The organism is Kribbella sp. NPDC055071 (assembly GCF_053608045.1).
In genome coordinates this window covers 53048-74648 of sequence record NZ_JBSGUS010000013.1, presented here as the reverse complement: position 1 = coordinate 74648, position 21601 = coordinate 53048, and the positions used below count along the sequence as shown (strand labels likewise).

Here is a 21601-nt window from a genome sequence, read left to right as displayed (position 1 = left end):
GTTGACTCATCGGCGCCGGTCGGATTAATTTCAGCCATGACCGTAATTCGGCTCGCTCGCGACGGTGGTCCGCCGGTGCGCTCGGATCCACTGCCCTCGGTGCTGGATGCCAGCGGCCGGCGGTTCGGCGACGACGAGGTCAAGGCGGTCGAGCGAGTGCTTCGCAGCGGCATGCTTTCCGCGACCTGGGGCGTCGAGGTCCAGGCCCTCGAGCAGGAGTTCGCGGACCTCTACGGCGCCGGCCACGCGGTCGCGTGCAGCTCGGGTACGGCGGCTCTGCACCTGGCCGTCGCCGCAGTCGACCCCGAGCCCGGTGACGAGATCATCACCACGCCGATCAGCGACATGGGCACGGTCTTCCCGATCATGATGCAGAACGCCGTACCCATCTTCGCCGATGTCGACCCGCTCACCGGCAACCTCTCCCCGATCACGGTCGCCGCCGCGATCACACCACGGACCAAGGCCGTCATCGTCGTTCATCTGTTCGGCAAACCCGCTCCGGTCCGGGAGTTGAAGGCACTCTGCGATCAGCACGGGATCTTGCTGATCGAGGACTGCGCGCAGGCGTACCTCGCGCCGGTCGGTGACACGTACGTCGGGCGGATCGGCCACATCGGCTGCTTCAGCCTGCAGCAGACCAAGCACATCAGCGCGGGTGACGGCGGGCTGGTGATCACGGACGACGCGGCACGGGCCCGGCGAATGCGACTCTTCGCCGACAAGGGCTGGCCGCGCGACACCGACGAGCGGACGTATCTCTTTCTCTCCCTGAACTACCGCATGACCGAGCTGGTCGCTTCCGTGACCCGGGCTCAGCTGACCCGACTCCGCGAAGTCGTGGCAGATCGTCGTACGGCGGCCGCCCGCGCGTCGGCCGGGATCGCGGACCTGGCCGGTGTCGCCACTCCCCCGGACGGCGGGGACCACGTCTATTGGCAGTATCCGTTGATCCTCTCGCCGTCAGCCGGTGACCCGCACGAGTGGGCCGCGGCCCTGACCGCCGAAGGCGTGCCTGCGACCGGTGGGTACCTGACCGCGCCGTTGTACGCCGCACCCGCCGTACGCGAGCGGATCACCTATGGGAAGTCAGGCTTCCCGCTGCAGGAGGTGTCGTATCCGGTCGGGTTGTGTCCCGTCGCCGAGGACTTGATCGACCACCGGCTCCTCGTCCTGCCCTGGAACGAGAACTACACCGAGGCCGACGTCGATGACATCATCGCCGCGATCCGCAAGGTCCACGGCGCGCTGGCGGCCGGATGACCGACGACGCTCCGCTGCTGCTCGACTGCGACATCCTCGTCGGGCACGACGTGACAACCGGGCGATGGGGTCAGGCGACCCGGGTGCGGGAGGTCTTCGACGCGACCGGTATCTCCGGCGGGATGGTGTCCTCCTTGCAGGCGGTGCATTTCGACGTACTCGCCGGCAACCTCGAGGCCCAGGAGGTTGCTGACGGCAACGGATGGTGGCTGTGCCCGGTGCTGGATCTGCGGGATGCGCTGGGTGCCGAGCGGGAGCTGGCGCGCCTGCTGGCCCTCGAGGATCCGCCCCGGGCGATCCGCCTGGCGCCGACCGCACAGAGCGTCGAGCCCGGGTATCCGTCGTTCGGCCATGTCGTGGGGCTGCTGGTCGAGGCCGGTGTGACGATCTTTGCCGAGGGCGACGTACGGATTGTCGGTCCCGCGCTCCGTGATCGCGGGGCGCGGGTCGTCTTCCTGGACACGCACTTCTACCACCTCGGCGACTTCGTGGTCCTGGCCCGCGCGGAGGCCGGGTTCCACACGTCCACGCGGATGCTGACCGGTCCGGATTCGCTGGAGATCGTCGCCGGGGAGGTCGGTGCCGAGCGGTTGGTGTTCGGCTGCCGGACCCCCTTTCACGAAACGCATTCCGTCGTACGGCGGTTGCTCAGCTCGAAGCTGTCCCCCGCCGAGATCGCCCAGGCCGGCAGCCAGAGCCTGATCGGCCTGCTGGAGGCGACGTGCTGATCGACGTCCACGCGCACTGGGGTCCGTGGTTCTTCTCGATGGAGGTCGCGAGCATCGACGTCAACATCGAGCTGATGGACCGGTTCGGCATCGACCTCCAGTTCGTGTCGGCGATCGAGGCCATCGTGTACGACGCTCCCGCCGGGAACCGGTCACTCGCGGCACAACTCCGCGCGGACCGGCGTCTGCGCGGGATGGTGGTCATCGATCCCCGCCGGCTCAAGGAGGGGCGGGCCGACCTCGAGGAACTGCTCGCCGGAGACGGTCGATCGCGGTGGGTCGGCGCGAAGATCCACACCGAGTACAGCCGCACACCGGTCGGCTCACCCGCGATGCAGGCCGCGATCGAGCTGACCACCGAGTTCGGGCTGCCCACGCTCGTCCACACCTGGGCTCACAGCGTCATCGACCTGGCCGACGTCGTCGAGCGCGTCCCCGCGGCCCGCGTGATCGCCGGCCACATGGGCGCCCACGGCTGGCCGCTGGTCCCCGAGGCCGCCGCGCGCTCGGACCGGATCTGGTTCGAGCCGTGCTGGTCGGCTCCGGATGCCGACCGCATCCGCTGGATCCTCGACCAGATCGGCCCGTCGCGGCTGATGTTCGGCACCGACGCCACCCTGATCGACCCCTCGGTGGCCCTCGGCGCCCTGGAAGCCGCCAACCTGACCCCGGACGAGGCGAAAGCCGTCAACTGGCAGAACGCCGCCACCCTCTTCAACCTGCCGGCCTAGCTACGTGTGGTTGGGCGACAGGAACACCACGATGCTGCCCCTGGGGCCTCGGGCGTCGGGCTCGTGCCAGCCGAGGTGGCGGTAGAAAGCGATCGTCCGGTGGTTCTGGTTCCAGGCGAGCAGCCAGGCCCGCGGGTGCGCGTCGGTCACCGCTGCCAGCAGTCGTCGCCCGAGCCCGGTCCCGCGAGCTGATTCGAGCGTTCCGAGCTCGTCCACCTCGAACGCGTCGATGAGCAGCGACTCGACCTGATCCACACCGAGCCGCTCCAGGACCTCGCCGTACGACCGATCCGTCCGGAAGGGCGCCGGAGTGATCCACCCGGTCACAAACCCGGCGATCCGCCCGTCCTCGGATCGCTCGATCCACGTCCGGAAACCGTCCCGAACCGCATCCGTCTCCAACCGGCGCCGGAACGCTGCGCGCGTCTGCTCAGGATCTCGATGCTCGAACGGCGGCGCCGTGAACACCTGCACGTACGCCGCCGTCAACTCGTCCGCGATCCCCAGCACATCTGCCCCATAGCTCTCCACCGCCCCAACCTAGGCGAGCTGGGGTGGAGGCACGCGGTGCATCAGGTGGTGACCGGGCTCGGGGCGGGGGTGTCGAGGGCGCTGGGAGCGGGCTGGCCCGCAGCGAGGGCGGGGTGGCGGCGATCCGGTGGCGGCACTGCGTCCAGGGCGCTTGCAGCGGGCGACATGGCCGGTGCGGCCAAGGCTTCCAGGACCGCGGCCGGGCCTGGCGGTGCCGGCTGGGCCGCCGGGGTGCCGGTGGCGATCGACTCCAGCTCGGCACGGAACTGCGGCAGCATCCAGCGGAACGGCTGGTCCAGCACCCGGGCGATGGTCGCCTCCGGGACCCGCAGCAGCCCACCGATCCGGGCCAAGGCGTCCGGCTCGTCGGTGGCGGCGTACAGCAGGTGGATGACCTCGTGCCGGTGTGCGAACACCGCCAGCGCGGCGGCGGCCAAGCCTGCGTCGATTTCCGGCGGACTTGCGATTTCCCCGTTGACAGTCACGTCACCCTCAACCCGCCAGAGACCCGATCGGTTACGTGTCAGTCGTTTCACTGACAGCAAATTTCGGTCAGCTGGGGAGCCAGGAGACCTTTCCGAGCAGGTACGTCGCCCCGATCAGCGCAACCGTGTCGATCAAGGTATGCGCCACGACCAGTGGCATGATCCGGCCCCAGCGGCGGTAGAGCCAGGTGAAGATCACGCCCATGATCACGTTCCCGGCGAACCCGCCGAGCCCCTGGTAGAGGTGGTACGAGCCGCGCAGGAGTGCGCTGGTGGCGGTCGCCTTGCGAACGGACCAGCCGAGCTGATCCAGGCGGTGGTTCAGGTACCCGAGGACGATGACCTCCTCCAGGATGGCGTTCTCCGCGGAGACCGCGATCAGGATCGGGATCCGCCACCAGTAGTCGGGCAGCTGAGAAGGGTCGACGGTCAGGTTGGCGCCGGTGGCGTGGGCGCCGATGTAGAAGAGCAGACCCGCGCCGCCGATGCAGGCGGCGATCGCGGTCCCCCGGCCGAGGTCCCGGAGCCGGTCCCGCAGGTCGAAGCCGAGGGTCCGCAGCGACTCACCGCCGCGCAGCAGGAAGTGACCGACGAGCGCCACCGGGACGAGCGCGGTCACCACCGCGAAGATCTGCCAGGCCAGATCCAGCCACGGCCGACCGGGCGCTCGGGACCCGACGATCACCGCGGTCTGCCCGCTGATCGGCTTCGCCGACGTCAGCACCCCGGTGAACGAGATGATCGCCGCCACCCCCGACGCACCCAGCGAGAGCGCCAGGACCAACCAGATCTCTCGGGTCAGCACCCGGCGGGAGGGCAGTACCGGGGCCGCCTCGGTCGGGCTGATGGATTCGTCGGCCGGCCTCGTCATGCCTCAACTATCCCGCAGCCCGCCAGCGCCTCGCGGCTCAGGAGTCGTCCGGGCCCTGCAGGAGCTGGAGCAGGTGATCGAACAGGTCGGAGGGTTCGGCGTTCAGGGTGAACTGGGACCGGATCTGCAGACCGTCCGAGAGCGCGATCAGCAGGGTGGCGATCGCCGTCGGGTCAGCCGCGGGATTGAGGGTGCCGTTGGCTTGGCGGGCTCGGACGGAGTCGGCCAGCGCCGCGCGGATCCGGGCGTACCGGTCCACGAAGTACTCGTGCCCGGGATGGTCCGGGTCGCCCGCTTCGGCCGAGAACGTCGAGTACAGCTGCACCAACCCCGGGACATCGCGGTTGTGCCGCACGATCGCGCCGAACTTGTCGATCAGATCCGACTCGTCGGCCGCATCCGCCTCGATGATCCGCCGCGCGTCGGCGTCGTCACGGGCTCGGAGAACGGCCTCGAACAGCTGTTCCTTCGAGCCGAAATAGTGCAGCAGACCGGCCTCGCTCAGGCCGACCGCGGCGGCCAGCTCGCGGGTCGAGGTGTTGCGGTAGCCGTGCCGCGCGATCACCTCGAGCGCCGCCCGCAGGATCTCCTCCCGCTTGGCGATTCCCTTCGCGTACGGGCCTCGCGGAGGTCGACCGGTGGAAGGCATACTCAAATCACTCGGTTTTCGGATGTAGCGTCGTCCGTATGTCATCCCCTGCGCACCTCGAGGATCTGCTCGGCCGGCTCACGCTCGAGGAGAAGGTCCGGGTCTTGACCGGTCAGGACTTCTGGTCGACCTATCCGCTGCCGAGCGTCGGCCTGCGCTCGATGATCCTGTCCGACGGACCGAGCGGCGTACGCGGTCCGGTCTGGGACGAGCGCGACCCGTCGCTGAACCTGCCGTCGGCGACCGCGCTGTCGTCGTCCTGGGATCTCGCCATCGCCCACCGGTACGGCGTCGTCTCCGCCCTCGAAGCACGACGCAAGAACGTCGACGTCGTACTCGGCCCGACGATCAACCTGCACCGCTCGCCCCGCGGTGGACGGCACTTCGAGGCGTTCAGTGAGGACCCGGTCCTGACCGCCGAGCTCGCCGCCGCGTACGTCGCCGGCGTCCAGGAGCTCGGCGTCGGCGCCACTCCCAAGCACTATGTCGCGAACGACTTCGAGACCGAGCGCTTCACCGCGAACGTCGTCGTCAGCGAGCGCGCCCTCCGCGAGGTCTACCTGCTCGCCTTCGAGAAGGCTGTCTCCGAGTCCAAGTCCTGGCTCGTGATGAGCGCGTACAACTCGATCAACGGCACCACCGCGTCCGAGAACGCGCTCCTCGAGACGCCGCTCAACAGCGACTGGGGTTTCGACGGCGTCGCCGTCAGCGACTGGACCGGCGTACGCAGCGTCGAGAGCGCCAAGCACCCGCAGGACCTGGCCATGCCCGGGCCGATCGGAGCCTGGGGTGACGCGCTGCTCGAAGCGGTCCGATCCGGCGAGGTCAAAGAGGAGGCGATCGACCGGAAGGTGCTGCGCATCCTGAAGCTGGCGACCCGGGTCGGCGCGCTCGAGGGCTTCTCGAAGCCGGCTGAGGTTCCGCAGGTCGACGGTATCGCCTTCAGCCGGACGGCGGCCGCCGAAGGCTCGGTCCTGCTGAGCAACAACGACGAGCTGCCCTGGCAGGCGCCACAGCGAGTCGCCGTCATCGGTCACAACGCGCGCGACGCACGCACCCAGGGCGGCGGCAGCGCGACCGTCATTCCGGCGTCGGTGGTCTCGCCGCTGGAGGGCATCCGGCGAGCCCTCCCCGATGCTCAGGTCACCTACTCGATCGGCGCGGTCGTCCAGGAGGGCGTCGCCGAGTTGCCGCTGGCAACGATGACCAATCCCGTGAACGGCCAACCCGGCGCCCGCGTCCGGTTCCTGGCCGCGGACGGCCTTGAGCTGTACGCCGAGAACCGCTTCTCCAGTGCGCTCGTGTACCTCGGCGGGAATGCGCCGATCGGTGACACCGCGGTGTTCGAGTTCCACACCACCTACACTCCGGCCGAGAGCGGCGACATCCTGCTCGGTTTCGCGACCGTCGGCCGGGGCCGGATCTTTGCCGATGGCAACCTCCTGCGCGAGGAGACCGCCGTACCGGTCGGCGACGATCTCGGCGCCGCGCTGCTCTCACCGCCGTCGATCTCGACTCCCTTATCGGTGACCGCCGGCCAGGCCGTCGATCTGCGCGTCGAGCTCGACGTCATCCACATCGAAGGCGGCCTCGAGGCCCTGAGCATCACCATCGGCGTCGAGCCCGACCGCTCGGATCCACAGGCGCTCATCGACCAGGCCGTCGCGGCGGCCCGCGACGCCGACGTCGCGATCGTTGTCGTCGGCACCAATTCCAAGGTCGAGTCCGAGGGCTACGACCGTACGTCGCTCGCCCTGCCGGGCCGACAGGACGATCTGGTTCGGGCGGTCGCCGCGGCCAACCCGCACACGGTCGTCGTGGTCAACGCTGGCTCACCGGTCCTCCTTCCCTGGCGTGACGACGTCGCGGCCGTTCTCGTGACGTACTTCGGCGGGCAGGAGTACGGCAACGCACTGGCCGATGTCCTCCTCGGCACCGTCGAGCCAGGCGGCCGGCTCCCGACCACGTGGCCGCGAGCGGAGTCCGACGTACCGGTCATCGATGTCACGCCGGTCGACGGCGTCCTGCGGTACGACGAAGGTGTGCACATCGGATACCGCGCCTGGCTCCGGGCGGGCACCGAGCCCGCCTACAGCTTCGGCCACGGCCTCGGCTACACCACGTGGGAGCTGTCCGACTTTCGCGCCAACGACCCGACGTCCGTCGCGCTGACCGTCCGGAACACGGGCAGCCGCGCCGGCAAGCACGTCGTCCAGGTGTACGTCGAACGCCCCGAAACCACCGTGGACCGTCCGGTCCGCTGGCTGGCCGGGTTCACCGTCGTACGGCTCGAGGCGGGTCAGGCTCGGGACATCACCGTGCACCTGCACAACCACACGTTCGAACACTGGAACGACGGCTGGACCACCGAACCCGGCACCTTCACCCTCAAGGCCGGCTCGTCTGTGTCGGATCTCGCGCTTTCGACCGAACTGGAGATCCGTTAGCTGCCCGGCTGGCGAGCCTGGCGTCCGTTCGACGGACGCCGTTCGCCCGACACCGGCCGCCGTACAACGCGACGGCCGGTGCCGGACTGCCAATAGAGCGTGATAGCCCCCGTGGACTCGATAGGGTCGGCGGATGGACGTGGTGCGGCTGACGCAGGTCTCCAAGCGGTACGGCCGACGGCAGATTCTGGCGGGCGTCGACCTGCAAGTGAGCTCGGGTGAGTTGCTCGCACTGGTCGGCGCGAACGGTTCGGGCAAGTCCACGGTCCTGAAGTTGATGGTGGGCTTGTCCCGTCCGTCAACGGGCACCGTGCGGCGGAGCGCTCGGGTCGTGAGCTACGTGCCTGACGTGTTCGCATCACACGATCGGCTGTCGGCGTCGTCGTACCTGCGGCATATGGGACGGATCCGCGGCCTGAGCGACCGCGCCGCCCGCTCGCGTGCGGACGAGCTGCTGGAGCGGCTGGCGCTGTCAGGTGGTGCGGACACGGCGATGCGGAAGTTGTCCAAGGGGAACGCGCAGAAGGTCGCGCTCGCGCAGGCACTGCTCGATCCCCCGCAACTGCTCGTGCTTGACGAACCGTGGGCCGGGCTCGACGCGACCGCACATGCGACCCTGCGCGAGCTGCTGACCGAGGCGGCGTCGCAGGGCGCTGCGGTTGCCTTCACCGAGCACTCCGAGGTCGTCGTCCGGTCGACCGCGACCAGGGTCTGCGAACTCCGCGACGGCGCGCTACTCACCGTCGACGGAGGCGGGGCGAGTCTCACCGAGATCACATTGCTTGCCGGCGCCGACCTCGATTGGGCCCGGCAGCCGGACATCGTGGCGGTACGACGGAACGACACTGGCGTCACGTTGATGCTGCCGACCGGGCGGCACGATGCGGCGCTGCTGACCGCGTTGAACCACGGCTGGTCGGTCACGACGGTCCGGCAGGTGAAGCCGGAGTGAGCGCCTTCTACCGCTATCTCCTGACCAGCGTGTTGTTGTCCCAGCGCTACCTGCCACCGACGCTGATCTTCCTCGCCGCGATGGCCGTTGGTACGACGGCCGACAACGGACCGCTGCAGTCGTCGTACTCGTTCTGCGTCCTCGCGATGCTTGTCTGTACGACGTGGTTGACCGTGAGCATCGTCAATCACGAAGATCCGACGCAGCGCAAGATCACGCTGGTCATGATCGGCAGCTCACTCCGCGTCCTCGCGATCACCGTCGCCGTCGTCCTCACCTGGTGTGTCCCGCTGCTCGTGATCGGTCTCGCGTACCCGATCGTCCTCGGGAAGCACGCCTTCACGATCGGCGACCTCGTGGTCGGCGCGGCCGCCCAGCTCGGTGCCGCAATGATCGGGATTGCGATCGGCCTGCTCTGCTCTCGACTGGTCATCCCGCGCGTAGGCATAGCCATGCTCACCGCAGCCGCCGCAATCCTCGCCACCCTCCTGATCAGCTGGATCTCCCCCATCCGCCAACTCATGACCGTCCTGTCCAACGATCGCTCCCCCGGCGCGGTCGCCCTACCCATCACCCTCCTAACCGCCCTATCCGCAGCCCTCCTCACAGCCGCCACCCTCACAACCAGATCCCTGGCCGACCGCCGGGAGTGAGGTCAGCTGTGCAGGGTCAACAGGACGTATACGTCCACTGGGAGGACAACGCAGGTGGCGCCAGGCTGGAGTGGCTCGGTGGAGTGGGACACGTCCTAATGTCGACCGTGCACAACGATCCGGGGGTTGGGGTTGTGCCGTGTTGGATCCGTGGCTAGGGGTGAGCTGGCCTATTTGATGGGTCTGCCCACGAAGCAAGGGGTTGCGGACCCTCAACGCGAGTGTGCAACCCCCGATTTCATGGGCAGACCCAGCAAATTCGTTGGCCGACCCATGAAATCGAGCCTGCCGGGAGCTCAGTTCGTTGAGTCGTAGTAATTGGTTCGGGCCGGGATGCTCGAGTCGTGGATGTCGGCGCGATTCGTCGCCGATCCCCGACCCGGATCCACGACTCGATGTCCGCCGTGGAGGTGTTAGGGGACGGGGACCTTGGATTGGTGAGGGGCGGCGGAGTTGCGGACGATGAGGGTGGTGGCCAGTTCTACGTGGTGGGAGTCGACCTTGGTGCCGTCGGCTAGCTGGAGGGCTGTGCGGACGGCCACGGCGCCGATCTCGCGGAGGGGTTGTTTGACCGTGGTGAGTTGGGGTGAGGCGTGGCGGGCGACTTGCGTGTCGTCGAAGCCGACCACGCTGAGGTCGTCGGGGATCCGTAGGCCTCTCGAGCGCGCGGCCTCCATGACCCCGACCGCCACCTCGTCGCAGCCCGCGAAGATCGCGGTTGGCGCCTCCGGCAGGTCGAGCATCTTCGACCCGCCGACCAGACCGTCGTCGTACAGGAAGTTGCTCAGCCAGATGTAGTCCTTCGGCACCGGCGCCCCGGCCGCGTCCATCGCGCTGCGGAAGCCGCTCATCCGCGCCTGGTTGCAGGCCGAGGTCGGTGGCCCGCCGATGTACGCGATACGCCGATGCCCGAGCGAGAGCAGGTGCTGCGTCGCCGCCATCCCACCCGCGAAGTTCGTCGCGCCGACACTCGTCACATCGGGCTGCGGGACATCGGCCGGATCGATGATCACCAGCGGCAGCCGAGCCCGTGACAGCGCGGCGAGATCGGCGTCGGAGAGTTCGCTGGTGATACCGACGGCCGCCCGTCGACCGGACGTGATCAGCTCCCGGATCCACGGCGCCGCGCGACCGGCCGAATGCCGACCCGGATGCGGCGGCCGGGAGCTGAGGACGATCTCGACCCCAGCCGCCTCGCCGGCATCGAGCACCCCTTGGATCACCTCGACCGAGTAGCTGTTCAGGACACCTTGGTAGAACAGCTCGACCGTGTCCCGCGCGACCGGATCCGGCCGGCGTCCGACGTACCCGTGCTTCTCGAGGATCTCCTGCACCCGCGCGCGCGTCACCGGCGAAACGTCGCTGCGACCGTTCAGCACCTTGGAGACCGTGGCGATCGAGACGCCGGCGGTACCGGCCACCGTCGCCAGGGTGACCCGGCCCTTCAATCGCGACATCTCGTCACCCTCCTCCGGGATCCTGGATCGTCACCGGCGTCGTCAGGACGCGCCGATGTCCGACCACCCTCACATCCCCAGTCACCCGGATTACAGCACGACACGGCAGGTCCAGCGATGACGTGCCGACCATCACCTCGAAGTCCCCGGGCTCGACGATCCGCCGCAGATCCGGACCCGTGTACGCCGTGCGATCGGCATGCACGCGGAACGTCACCTCGACCGCGGCACCCGGCTCCAGCGACACCCGCGCGAACCCGGTCAGCAGCTTCAACGGCCGCGCGACCCGGGCCACCACATCCCGCAGATACAGCTGCACCACCTCGTCGCCGGCCCGCTCACCCGTGTTCCGCACCCGCACGGTCGCGGTGAATTCGCCGTCGTTGCCAATCGCCTCCGCGCTCAGCCGCAAGTCGTCGACCACAAAGCTCGTGTACGACGCTCCGTACCCGAACGGGAACAGCGGACGAACCTCGAGACCGCTGATCCCCGCACTCTCCACACTCCCGAGAGCCGGCTGCAGGTACGTACCGGGCTGCCCACCACCATGCCGCGGAATCTGCACGGGCAGCTTGCCGCTCGGCACGATCCGCCCGCTCAGTACGCCGGCGATCGCGGCCGCGCCCTCTTGTCCCGGGATGAAGGCTTGCACCAGCCCGGCGACACGGTCCGCGATCCCGCCGAGCGCATACGGACGACCGGAGACGACCACGACGACAACCGGCGTACCGGTGGCGAGCAGCTCATCCAACAGGTCGGCCTGCACACCAGGCAGCCGGAGATCCTCGGCATCGCATCCTTCGCCCGACGTGCCGTGACCGAAGAGCCCGGACAGGTCACCGACGTACGCGATGCAGAGGTCCGCCGCTGCTGCCGCTTCGGCCGCGGCAGCAAATCCGGACCGATCGTCACCGATGACCTCACATCCCTTGACCTGCACGAGATCCACGCCGGGCAGTTCGTTGCGCAGTGCATCGATCGGTGTGGTCACCTCGATACCCAGGCCACGGTCGGGGTACCGCGGCAGCACGTGATTCGGGAAGGCGTAGCAGCCCATCAGCGTGCGCGGATCGTCGGAGCATGGCCCGACCACCGCGATCCTGCCCGCGGACAGCGGGAGCGCCGACCCCGCATCGAGCAGTACGACGGACTTCGCCGCGATCTCCCTCGCCAGCGACCGGTTCTCGGCCGAATTGAGATCGACATCAGCCCGGACGGAGCCCACAGGGGTCCAGTCCGGATCGATCAGGCCGAGCTCGACCTTCTGCAGCAGCAACCGCCGAGCCGCGCGATCGATCAGCTCCTCGGCCACTTCCCCGGCCGTCACCTTCTCGGCCAGGCCGGCGAAGCCGATCGTGTCCGGCAATTCCACATCGGTCCCCGCGGTCAACGCCAGTACGCCCGCTTCATGGTTGCCCTCGGCAACGCGATGCATCGACGCCAGGAACGGGATCGCCCAGTAGTCCGACACCACCGTCCCGTCGAAATCCCAGTCGTCGCGGAGCACATCGGTGAACAACCAGGGATCCGCACCCGCGGGCATCCCGTCGATGTCGGCGTACGAACTCATCACCGACGCGGCGCCCGCCGTCGCGATCGCGGTCTCGAACGTCGGCAGGATGATGTCGAGCAGCTCGCGCCGGCCCATCGACACCGGACCGTGGTTCCGCCCGGCACGGGATGCGGAGTAGCCGGCGAAGTGCTTCAGCGTCGCCAGCACGCCCGCGCTCTGCAGCCCACGGACGTACGCCGAACCCAGCAACGCCACCAGATAAGGATCCTCGCCGATCGTCTCCTCGACCCGGCCCCAGCGATAGTCACGCACGACATCCAGCACCGGCGACAACCCTTGGTGCACACCGACCGCGGCCATGTCCCGCCCGATCGCCGCCGCCATCCGCTCGACCAACCCAGGATCGAACGTCGCACCCCACGCGATCGACGCGGGATAGACCGTCGCGCCGTACGTCGTGAACCCGGTCAGGCACTCCTCGTGGACCAGGGCCGGGATCCCGAGCCGCGAGTCCTTCAGTACGACGTCGTGCTGGCGGATCACCTCCGCCACACCCTCCTCGACCGTCTGTGGGTAGCTGCCCCAGACCCGGGTCAAGTGACCCAGACCGTGTCGGCTCGCCTCCTCGAGGGTCAACGAAGCGCCCGTGGCAAAGACGTCCTCCATCGGCGCAACGTTGATCGTCTCGTCCGCCGGCAACTCTGCGTCGTCCATGTCGTTGCCGACCCAGCGACTGCCCAGCTGCGCGATCTTCTCCTCGAGCGTCATCGCCCGCAGCAGCAGGTCGACCCGCTTCTCCGCGGGCAGCGTGGGATCACGCCACGGTTGATCGATCGACGTGGACAAGAAATTCTCCCTCAACAAGACAAATGTTTCGGTGGCAAAGTATCGAAAAAGTTTCGACGATCCTGCGAAGTCTGGGACGGTCGCCGGAATCCTGTGAATCGCCTGTGCAGACAGGCGAATGCGTGACCTCACTGTGACTCCGAAGTGCCGGTAGTTCAAGTCTTGACAGCGATACCTGCGAAATCTATGTTTCGAAACAAGTCTTTATCGGCAGGTGCTTCCGCGACCTGCGGGGCAGCATGGAGTACGGAGATCACAGTGGATCCCATCAGCACATCTCGGCGTACGTTCCTCGGGCTGGTCGGTGGCGGCGCGCTGGCGGCCGGGCTCGCCGCGTGCGGCAGCTCCGGCCCGAAGAGCACGCCCGGTTCGACCGCCGGGGCGGCCGCCGGCAGCGGCACGACGTACTGGTTCCTCACCGGTCAGCCGCAGCAGGCCATCCGCGAGGCGCAGGTCAAGCGGTTCAACGACGCGAACTCGGGCACGCAGATCAAGACCACCGAGTTCCAGAACGACGCGTTCAAGGCCAAGATCAAGACCGCCATCGGCGCCGGCCAGGGCCCGACGCTGATCTGGGGCTGGGGCGGCGGCGGTCTGAAGGCGTACGTCGAAGCGGGCCAGGTCGAGGACCTGACCGACTGGCTCAGCACGGACGAGGCGAAACTGAAGGACTCGATCTTCCCGTCCGCGTTCACGGCGGCGACCGTCAACGGCAAGATCTACGCGGTGCCGGGCGAGACCGTGACGCCGATCGTGCTGTTCTACGACAAGCGGTCGTTCGAGAAGATCGGTGCCGAGCCGCCGAAGTCGTGGCAGGACATCATGACGCTGGTGCCCAAGTTCAACGAGAAGGGCATCGCGCCGTTCTCGCTCGGCGGCCAGTCGCGCTGGACCAACATGATGTGGCTGGAGTTCCTGTTCGACCGGATCGGCGGCGCCGAGGTCTTCCAGAACATCTTCGACGGCAAGAAGGACGGCTGGTCCGACCCGTCCGCGCTGAAGGCGCTCGAGGAGATGCAGAACCTGATCAAGGCGAACGGCTTCATCAAGGGCTTCTCCTCGATCACCGCCGACTCCAACGCCGACCAGGCCCTGCTCTACACCGGCAAGGCCGCGATGATGCTGCACGGCGCCTGGACCTACGGAAACATGAAGACTTCTGGTGGAGACTTCGTGACCGGCGGGCACATGGGCTACATGAACTTCCCGCCGTACGAGGGCGGCAAGGGCGACCCGACCGACACCGTCGGCAACCCGGGGCAGTACATGTCGATCTCCTCCAAGGCGAGCCAGGCCGACAAGGACACCGCGAAGAAGTTCATCGCGAACAACACGCTCGACGACGCCACCGTGGATGCCTGGGTGAAGTCCGGCAACATCCCGGTGGTGAAGAGCGCGAAGGACAAGCTCTCCTCGATCACCGACACGAACGACTCCGCGTGGCTGAACTTCGTCTACGACACCGCGGCGAACGCGAAGAACTTCGCCCAGTCCTGGGACCAGGCGCTCAGCCCGACGCAGGCCGAGACCCTGCTCGACAACATCGCCAAGCTCTTCCAGCTCTCGATCTCACCACAGCAGTTCGCCGACAACATGAACGCGGTGATCGGCCAGTGACTCTACTGATGCCACGCCTCCGGCGTGGTCGGTCATGACCGCGGCCGCCCCGCCAACGACACCCGTCGCGTCGGCGACCTCGCGTCAAGCGGGGTCGTCCGGCGTCGGGAAGAGCGATTCGGTCGCCTGGATGGTTCTGCCGGCCCTGGTGATGTTCATCGTCTTCGGGGTCGTGCCGTTGCTCGGCGTACTGTTCCTGAGCTTCACCCGGTGGGACGGCCTCGGCGCCATCAGCGCGGCCGGTTTCTCCAACTGGAAGACCGTGCTCTCCGATCCTCAGCTGCCGCACAGCATCCTGGTGACCTTCGAGATCATGATCCTGTCCTGGGCGGTGCAGACGCCGATGAGCCTGCTGCTCGGCACGTTCCTCGCCGGCCGCCAGCGGTACCGCGCGTTCCTCGCCGTCCTCTACTTCATCCCGCTGCTGCTCAGTTCGGCGGCGATCGCGATCACCTACAAGGCACTCCTCGATCCGAACTTCGGGCTCGGGCCGGGGCTGCACCTCGGCTTCCTGACCCAGGACTGGCTCGGCCGGAGTGATCTGGCCGTCGGCGTGGTGATCTTCATCGTGTCCTGGCAGTTCATCCCGTTCCACTCACTGATCTACCAAGGCGGCGTCCGGCAGATCCCGACCACGATGTACGAGGCGGCCTCGATCGACGGCGCCGGCCGGGTCCGGCAGTTCTTCAGCATCACGGTCCCGCAGCTCAAGTACACGATCATCACGTCGTCGACGCTGATGGTCGTCGGCTCGCTGACCTTCTTCGACCTGATCTTCGTCCTGACCGCGGGCGGTCCGGGCGACGCCACCCGGGTCCTCGCCCTCGACATGTACAAGCGTGGCTTCATGTCCAACCAGATGGGACCGGCCAGCGTGATCGCCGCACTCATCGTGCTGCTCGGCCTCGCGCTCGCCCTGCTGCTGCGCCGGCTCGGCGGGAGTACGACGGCCAGCCAGCAGGAAGGTGCCTGAGATGGCAGTTGCGACCAGCAGCCGCGCCGAGGCAACGACCCGGCAGTCGAGCAGCAAGCGCCCCGGTCGCGCCCGCAAGCTGCTCCAGCTCAACTGGTTCGGCGGCCTGGCCGGCTGGATCTGGCTGGCGATCGTCCTGATCCCGCTGTACTGGATCGTCGTCACCAGCTTCAAGGACCAGAGCGCGTACTTCACCCAGAACCCGTTCGCCCTCCCGTCGGCCCCGACCACGAACAACTACAAGCTGGTGATCGAGTCCGACTTCCCGCGGTACTTCCTCAACAGCGTGATCGTCACCGTGGGCACGATCATTCCCGCGGTCGCGATCTCGTTCATGGCGTCGTACGCGATCATCCGTGGCGCGGGCAGCCGGTTCCTTGCCGGCGTCAACGGTCTGTTCCTGATGGGGCTCGCGATCCCCTTGCAGGCAACGATCATCCCGGTCTACCTGCTGATCATCAAGATGCACCTGTACGACAGTCTGCTGGCCCTGATCCTGCCGTCGATCGCGTTCTCGATCCCGCTGTCGGTGCTGGTGCTGTCGAACTTCATCCGCGACGTACCCAAAGAGCTCTTCGAGTCGATGCGCGTGGACGGCGCCAGCGAGTGGGGCATGATGCGGACGCTCGCCCTCCCCCTCACCCGTCCCGCGCTGGTCACCGTGAGCATCTACAACGGCCTGGGCGTGTGGAACGGCTTCCTACTGCCGCTGATCCTGACTCAGTCCCCCGACAAGCGCACACTCCCCCTGGCGCTCTGGACCTTCCAAGGCCAGTACAGCGTCAACGTCCCTGCGGTCTTGGCCTCGGTCGTGCTCACGACCTTGCCGATCGTCATCCTGTACGCCGTCAGCCGGCGCCAGCTCCTCAGTGGGCTCACCGCCGGCTTCAGCCGGTAGCTCCCTTTACCCCGAAAGACCCGCTCGCCGCGATCACAAAAGATTGCGGCGAGCGCTTTTCGTTGCTACCGTTGGGTGTTTGTGCGGGCATAAAAAAAGACGCCCTGTTGGGGCATCTAAGTACAGATTATCAGAGCCCAACGGGCTTTGGCAAGAGACTCGGGGGCAATGTGACGGATCAGGTAGTAGTACGCGAGATCGCAGCGGAGCAAGGCGAAGTGACGCGGATGTACGACCGGCTGGACGTGTTGCGCGAAAGGGCACGCGCCGAGTTGGACCGGGTGCAGGTCGAGGAGACCGTCGACAACAATCAGAGTTATACCGAGCGTGAGTCGTTCACCGATCTGTTCTCCGGGCGATTCTCCCAACTGTCGACGGTCGAGCGCGGATTGTGTTTCGGGCGCATCGACGAAACGGCCGGCGAGCGGTTCCACATCGGGCGGATCGGGCTGTTCGACGAGGAGTACGACCCGATCCTGATCGACTGGCGAACGCCGATCGCGCAGGTCTTCTATCGCGCCACCGCGGCCGACCCGCTGGGCGTCAAGCGGCGCAGGCACATCCGCCTGCAGGGCCGGACGGTCGTCGGCGTGGACGACGACGTACTCGATCTCGACGCGATCGGCGACGACGAACGCTCGACACTGATCGGCGAGGCCGCGTTGCTCTCTTCCCTCGGCGCCAACCGCACCGGCCGGATGAACGAGATCGTCGCGACCATCCAGACCGAACAGGACGAGATCATCCGCTCCGGCCTGCCCGGGGTCCTCGTCGTCCAAGGTGGTCCGGGCACCGGCAAGACCGTGGTCGCGCTCCATCGGGCGGCGTACCTGCTCTATACGTACCGCGAGCAACTGAAGCGCAGCGGCGTACTCGTCGTCGGCCCCAACAGCACCTTCCTGCGCTACATCGACCAGGTCCTCCCCTCGCTCGGTGAGACCGATGTCGTGCTGGCGACTGTCGCCGAGCTGTACCCGGGCGTGGTCGCGACCGCGCCGGAGTCTGCCGAGGCTGCGCGGATCAAGGGCGGCCTGGGCATGGCCGAGGTCCTCGCACAGGCCATCCGGAGCTTCCGGCCGGTCCCGACCGCGCCGATCCGGCTCAAGGTGGACCAGCACGAGCTCGTCCTGCGGCCGGACGTCGTACGCAAGGCACAAGCGCACGCGCTCGACACCGACGAGCCGCAGCACAACCGCGCGCGTCGGGTCTTCGTACGGCGGATCCTCAAGTCGCTCACGAATCAGGTCGTCGACAAGATCGGGCGCCAGTACGTCGGCCAGGAGGACATCGACGACATCCGCAAGGAGCTGACCGAGGACGACCGCGTCCAGAGCATGCTCGACCGCCTCTGGCCGGAGCTCACTCCCCAGCTTCTCGTGAGTGTGCTGTTCTCGTCGCCGGATCGGCTCAAGGCCGCCGCGCCCGAGCTCAGCGATGAGGAACTGACCGCGATCGTCCGGCCGCTGGACGCCGACTGGTCGCAGTCGGATGTGGCGCTCCTCGACGAGGCGGCCGAGCTGCTCGGCGACGTCGACGCGACTGTTGCCGCGCGCAACCGTCAGACCGCGGAGTCCGACGCTGCCGAGGCGGCCAACCGCGAGTACGCCCATGGTGTCGTCCAGATCGAGCTGACCGCGGAGCGGATCGCGCTGATGCCCTGGGAGATCGAACAGTTCGCCGACCTCGTCGCCCGCCGGACCCAACTGATCGAGAACCCGTTCACCCTGGCCGAACGCGCCGCCTCCGACCGCACCTGGGTCTTCGGCCACGTGATCGTCGACGAAGCGCAGGAGCTGTCCGAGATGGACTGGCGCATGCTGATGCGCCGCTGCCCCCGCCGTTCGATGACACTGGTTGGCGACATCGCCCAGACCGGCTCGGCCGCCGGCGTGCGCTCGTGGACCGACCTGCTCGACCAGTACGCGCCCCGACGCTGGCGCACCGCCGAGCTGACCGTCAACTACCGCACGCCCACCGAGATCATGACCGTCGCAGCCAACGTCCTGGCCGCGATCGACCCGGCCTTGACCCCACCGACCTCGGTCCGCGAAACCGACGCTCACCCGACCATCCGCAGCATCTCGCCGGACGAATTCCTGGATGCCCTCACCGCCGCCGTCAAAACCGAACAAGAAGCCATCGGCGACGGCAGACTGGCCGTCATCGTCCCAACCCCGCAGTACGACGACTTCGCCGCCGCCCTCCCCGACGTCGCCCACGGCCACACCCCGTCCATCCTCGACGCCGACGCCGCCCTCCTCGACACCCTCCAATCCAAAGGCCTCGAATTCGACTCGGTCCTGATCGCCGACCCAGCCGCCATCATCACCGAATCCCCCCGAGGCCTCTCCAACCTCTACGTAGCCATCACCCGAGCCACCAAACGCCTGACCATCCTCTCCCGCGGCCCCCTCCCCGCCGTTCTGACAGCCGCTGGAGTGATCGGCCGACAGTGATCATGGGGTCACCAGTGGTGAGATCGCGCGGTGGATGTGTAAATTCTGTAACGAAAAGACTCCCGGTAGTCCCGTTCCTGCCGTAATCTGCCGGACCATGCACAGAGGCGAGCGGGCCAGACGGCCCCGGCGGCCGAACGTCGTTCAATCGGTGTTCGTCTTCCTGGTGGTCAGCGTTGTCGCCGGAGGTCTCGTTGCCGGTCTCGGGCTCCCGCTGGCCGGTCTGATTGGTGTGACGACGGCCACAGCCCGCGACTCGGTGCAGTACCTGCCACAGGAGCTGAAGACGGCGCCGCTGGCACAGAAGAGCTTCATCCAGGACGCCAACGGCACCACGATCGCGACGCTGTACCAGGAGAACCGCACCCCGGTCACCCTGAAGCAGATCAGCCCGATCATGCTGAAGGCGATCGTCGCGATCGAGGACGACCGGTTCTACGAGCATGGCGCCCTCGACGCGAAGGGAACTCTGCGCGCACTCCTGCGCAACAAGGCGGCCGGCGGCGTCCAGCAGGGTGGTTCCAGCATCACCCAGCAGTACGTGAAGCGGACCCTCATCGCGAAGGCCCGGACCCCGCAGGAGGTCCAGGCCGCCACGGCCGAGACCTACGAGCGCAAGGTCCTCGAGCTGCGCTACGCGATCGCGGTCGAGAAGCAGCTCTCCAAGAACCAGATCCTGAACGGGTACCTCAACCTCGCCTTCTTCGGCGATCGCTCGTACGGCGTCGACGCCGCGGCCATGCACTACTACGGCGTACACGCGGCGAAGCTGAACCTGCCGCAGGCCGCGATGCTGGCCGGCCTGGTGAAGAACCCGAGCGGCTACGACCCGATCGAGAATCCCAAGCGGGCCAAGGAACGGCGCGACGTGGTCCTGCGCCGGATGCAGGAACTCAACATCATCACGGCGCATCAAGCCCTGGTCGCGATCAGAACCCCGGTGATCAACCTGGCCAAGGTGATCAACGTGCCGAGCGGCTGCGCGAACTCCAAGTACCCGTTCTTCTGCGAGTACGTCGTTGCCAAGCTCAAGGACAACCCCGCCTTCGGCAAGACCGAGGAAGAGCGCGAGAACTACATCGAGACCGCGGGCATCATCGTGCACACGTCGATCGACCCGAAGATCCAGGCCGCGGCCGAGGAGTCGATGAACAAGCACTCCAAGCCCGGTGACAAGGCGGCCGCCGCGGTCACGATGGTCGAGCCGGGCACCGGCCTGGTCCGGGCGATGGCGCAGAGTCGTGCGTACGGGAGCAAGAAGGGGCAGACGGCGTACAACTACAACGTCGAGAAGTCCTATCCGGGTGGGTTCGGGGGGTTCCAGAACGGCTCGACGATGAAGGCGTTCACCATCGCCGCGGCGATCCAGAAGGGCGTGCCCACGACGTACCGGATCAACTCGCCGTCGCCGCTGGACCTGAGCGGGAAGCGGTTCAGCACGTGCAACGGGGTCACCTGGGACGACAACTACAACCCCAAGAACTCGACGCATACGGTCCCGGACCCCTCCATGGTCGACGCGGCAAAGGCCTCGACCAACACCTACTTCCTGCAGCTGTCCGAGCAGATCGGCCTGTGCCCGATCGCGACCATCGCGAACAAGCTCGGCATGTACGACGGCCAGGAGCTCAAGCCGCTCAAGCAGGTGGTGTCGTTCACCCTCGGATCGGCCGGTCTGGTCACGCCGCTGATGCTGTCGAACGCGTACGCGACGTTCGCGGCGCGCGGCAAGTACTGCACGCCGCAGGTCATCACCTCGATCGAGGACAAGACGCACAAGCCGATCCCGACCCCGGCCGGCAGCTGTACGCAGGCGATCCCCGCCAAGGTCGCGGACGGTGTGAACTTCGTGCTGCAGCAGGTCATGCAGTCCGGCGGTACCGGCTCCAAGCTGAAGTTCGGCCGCAGCGATCTGGCCGGCAAGACCGGTACCATCCAGAACAACCGGGCGGTCTGGTTCGTCGGCTACTCGAACAAGCTCGCCGCCGCGGCCGTGGTCGCCGATGCGTCGGCCCACGCCGAGGACATCTCCAAGCTCACGCTGAACGGCAAGCGGATCAACGACGCCTCCGGTTCCGGGACCGCGGGACCGATCTGGGAGACCGCGATGCAGCTGGCGCTGCGGGACGTCCCCACGACGCAGTTCGTCCAGCCCGACGACAAGACCATCCGCGGCGACGTCAAGGATCTCCCGTACCTGAAGGGCATGCTGCCGGTCGACGCCACGGCCAAGCTGCTGTCGATGGGCTTCAAGGCAGTCATCTCGCCGACCCCGGTCGACTCCGACGCACCCGCCGGCACAGTCGCCTGGACCACCCCACGCCAGCAGGACGGCGCACCCGCGGGCGCGACGATCACCTTGAGCCTGTCCAACGGCAGCGACGCGCCGGTCACCCCACCCGTCACCCCGCCAACCGGCATCCCGGTACCACCGCCCATCACACCCCCATCAGGCTGGCCCACTTGCCTCCCCACCGACCCCAAGTACCCCCACTGCGGCAAGCCCCGCTAGTTATCCACAGCTGAAGGAT

The 21601-nt window shown here is 67.5% G+C and carries 17 protein-coding genes; 11 read left to right on the top strand and 6 right to left on the bottom strand.

All coding sequences use genetic code 11. The features are described from left to right. Positions 1 to 36 precede the first annotated feature (36 nt). Genes ACWF4Z_RS22035 through ACWF4Z_RS22025 form a run of 3 tightly spaced genes read left to right on the top strand, consistent with a single transcriptional unit; the run spans position 37 to position 2722 of the window. Positions 37 to 1263 (top strand): DegT/DnrJ/EryC1/StrS family aminotransferase, encoded by a 1227-nt coding sequence (locus ACWF4Z_RS22035; RefSeq protein ID WP_452244982.1) that lies wholly within the window; start codon positions 37 to 39, stop codon positions 1261 to 1263. Continuing rightward, positions 1260 to 1991 carry a hypothetical protein gene (locus ACWF4Z_RS22030; protein WP_452244981.1) on the top strand — a complete coding sequence of 244 codons (732 nt, stop codon included), beginning with the start codon at positions 1260 to 1262 and terminating at the stop codon, positions 1989 to 1991. Before ACWF4Z_RS22035 ends, ACWF4Z_RS22030 begins: the two co-directional genes overlap by 4 nt. Next, positions 1985 to 2722, top strand: coding sequence for an amidohydrolase family protein (locus ACWF4Z_RS22025; RefSeq protein ID WP_452244980.1), 738 nt, complete (start codon positions 1985 to 1987; stop codon positions 2720 to 2722). Before ACWF4Z_RS22030 ends, ACWF4Z_RS22025 begins: the two co-directional genes overlap by 7 nt. Here ACWF4Z_RS22025 and ACWF4Z_RS22020 read toward each other — a convergent pair whose 3' ends face one another. The 4 genes from ACWF4Z_RS22020 to ACWF4Z_RS22005 form a co-directional block, all read right to left on the bottom strand. Continuing rightward, a complete protein-coding gene (locus ACWF4Z_RS22020) occupies positions 2723 to 3253 on the bottom strand; it encodes a GNAT family N-acetyltransferase (RefSeq protein ID WP_452244979.1) in 531 nt (176 codons plus the stop codon). Between the two features lie 41 nt (positions 3254 to 3294). Then, positions 3295 to 3738 carry a hypothetical protein gene (locus ACWF4Z_RS22015; RefSeq protein WP_452244978.1) on the bottom strand — a complete coding sequence of 148 codons (444 nt, stop codon included), beginning with the start codon at positions 3736 to 3738 and terminating at the stop codon, positions 3295 to 3297. 67 nt (positions 3739 to 3805) lie between these two features. Next, a complete protein-coding gene (locus tag ACWF4Z_RS22010) occupies positions 3806 to 4609 on the bottom strand; it encodes a CPBP family intramembrane glutamic endopeptidase (RefSeq protein ID WP_452244977.1) in 804 nt (267 codons plus the stop codon). A gap of 37 nt (positions 4610 to 4646) precedes the next feature. After that, entirely contained in the window at positions 4647 to 5258 is a 612-nt protein-coding gene (locus ACWF4Z_RS22005) for a TetR/AcrR family transcriptional regulator (RefSeq protein ID WP_452244976.1), read from the bottom strand. Between the two features lie 38 nt (positions 5259 to 5296). Here ACWF4Z_RS22005 and ACWF4Z_RS22000 point away from each other — a divergent pair, with 38 nt between their 5' ends. The 3 genes from ACWF4Z_RS22000 (at position 5297) to ACWF4Z_RS21990 (ending at position 9310) form a co-directional block, all read left to right on the top strand. After that, a complete protein-coding gene (locus ACWF4Z_RS22000) occupies positions 5297 to 7705 on the top strand; it encodes a beta-glucosidase (protein WP_452244975.1) in 2409 nt (802 codons plus the stop codon). Positions 7706 to 7838: 133 nt separating this feature from the next. Next, positions 7839 to 8657: an ATP-binding cassette domain-containing protein gene (locus tag ACWF4Z_RS21995; protein WP_452244974.1), complete on the top strand. Its 819-nt coding sequence runs from the start codon at positions 7839 to 7841 to the stop codon at positions 8655 to 8657. Next, positions 8654 to 9310 carry a hypothetical protein gene (locus ACWF4Z_RS21990; RefSeq protein WP_452244973.1) on the top strand — a complete coding sequence of 219 codons (657 nt, stop codon included), beginning with the start codon at positions 8654 to 8656 and terminating at the stop codon, positions 9308 to 9310. The genes ACWF4Z_RS21995 and ACWF4Z_RS21990 overlap by 4 nt, the downstream gene beginning before the upstream one ends. Before the next feature lie 413 nt (positions 9311 to 9723). On the opposite strand, the gene ACWF4Z_RS21985 is transcribed toward ACWF4Z_RS21990, so the two are convergent. Both ACWF4Z_RS21985 and ACWF4Z_RS21980 read right to left on the bottom strand, forming a co-directional pair. Beyond that, positions 9724 to 10767, bottom strand: a complete 1044-nt coding sequence (locus ACWF4Z_RS21985; protein ID WP_452244972.1) for a LacI family DNA-binding transcriptional regulator — start codon at positions 10765 to 10767, stop codon at positions 9724 to 9726. Between the two features lie 4 nt (positions 10768 to 10771). Next, positions 10772 to 13126 carry a glycoside hydrolase family 3 N-terminal domain-containing protein gene (locus ACWF4Z_RS21980; protein ID WP_452244971.1) on the bottom strand — a complete coding sequence of 785 codons (2355 nt, stop codon included), beginning with the start codon at positions 13124 to 13126 and terminating at the stop codon, positions 10772 to 10774. Between the two features lie 258 nt (positions 13127 to 13384). On the opposite strand from ACWF4Z_RS21980, the gene ACWF4Z_RS21975 reads away from it, so the two are divergent. From ACWF4Z_RS21975 to ACWF4Z_RS21955, 5 genes are all read left to right on the top strand, one after another. Beyond that, entirely contained in the window at positions 13385 to 14743 is a 1359-nt protein-coding gene (locus ACWF4Z_RS21975) for an extracellular solute-binding protein (protein WP_452244970.1), read from the top strand. Between the two features lie 34 nt (positions 14744 to 14777). Next, positions 14778 to 15716: a carbohydrate ABC transporter permease gene (locus tag ACWF4Z_RS21970; RefSeq protein ID WP_452244969.1), complete on the top strand. Its 939-nt coding sequence runs from the start codon at positions 14778 to 14780 to the stop codon at positions 15714 to 15716. A gap of 1 nt (position 15717) precedes the next feature. Beyond that, positions 15718 to 16614 carry a carbohydrate ABC transporter permease gene (locus ACWF4Z_RS21965; RefSeq protein ID WP_452244968.1) on the top strand — a complete coding sequence of 299 codons (897 nt, stop codon included), beginning with the start codon at positions 15718 to 15720 and terminating at the stop codon, positions 16612 to 16614. 170 nt (positions 16615 to 16784) lie between these two features. Continuing rightward, positions 16785 to 19070 carry a HelD family protein gene (locus tag ACWF4Z_RS21960; RefSeq protein ID WP_452244967.1) on the top strand — a complete coding sequence of 762 codons (2286 nt, stop codon included), beginning with the start codon at positions 16785 to 16787 and terminating at the stop codon, positions 19068 to 19070. A gap of 97 nt (positions 19071 to 19167) precedes the next feature. Then, on the top strand, positions 19168 to 21582 hold the full coding sequence (locus ACWF4Z_RS21955; RefSeq protein WP_452244966.1) for a transglycosylase domain-containing protein: 2415 nt from the start codon (positions 19168 to 19170) through the stop codon (positions 21580 to 21582). The last annotated feature ends 19 nt before the right edge of the window (positions 21583 to 21601 follow it).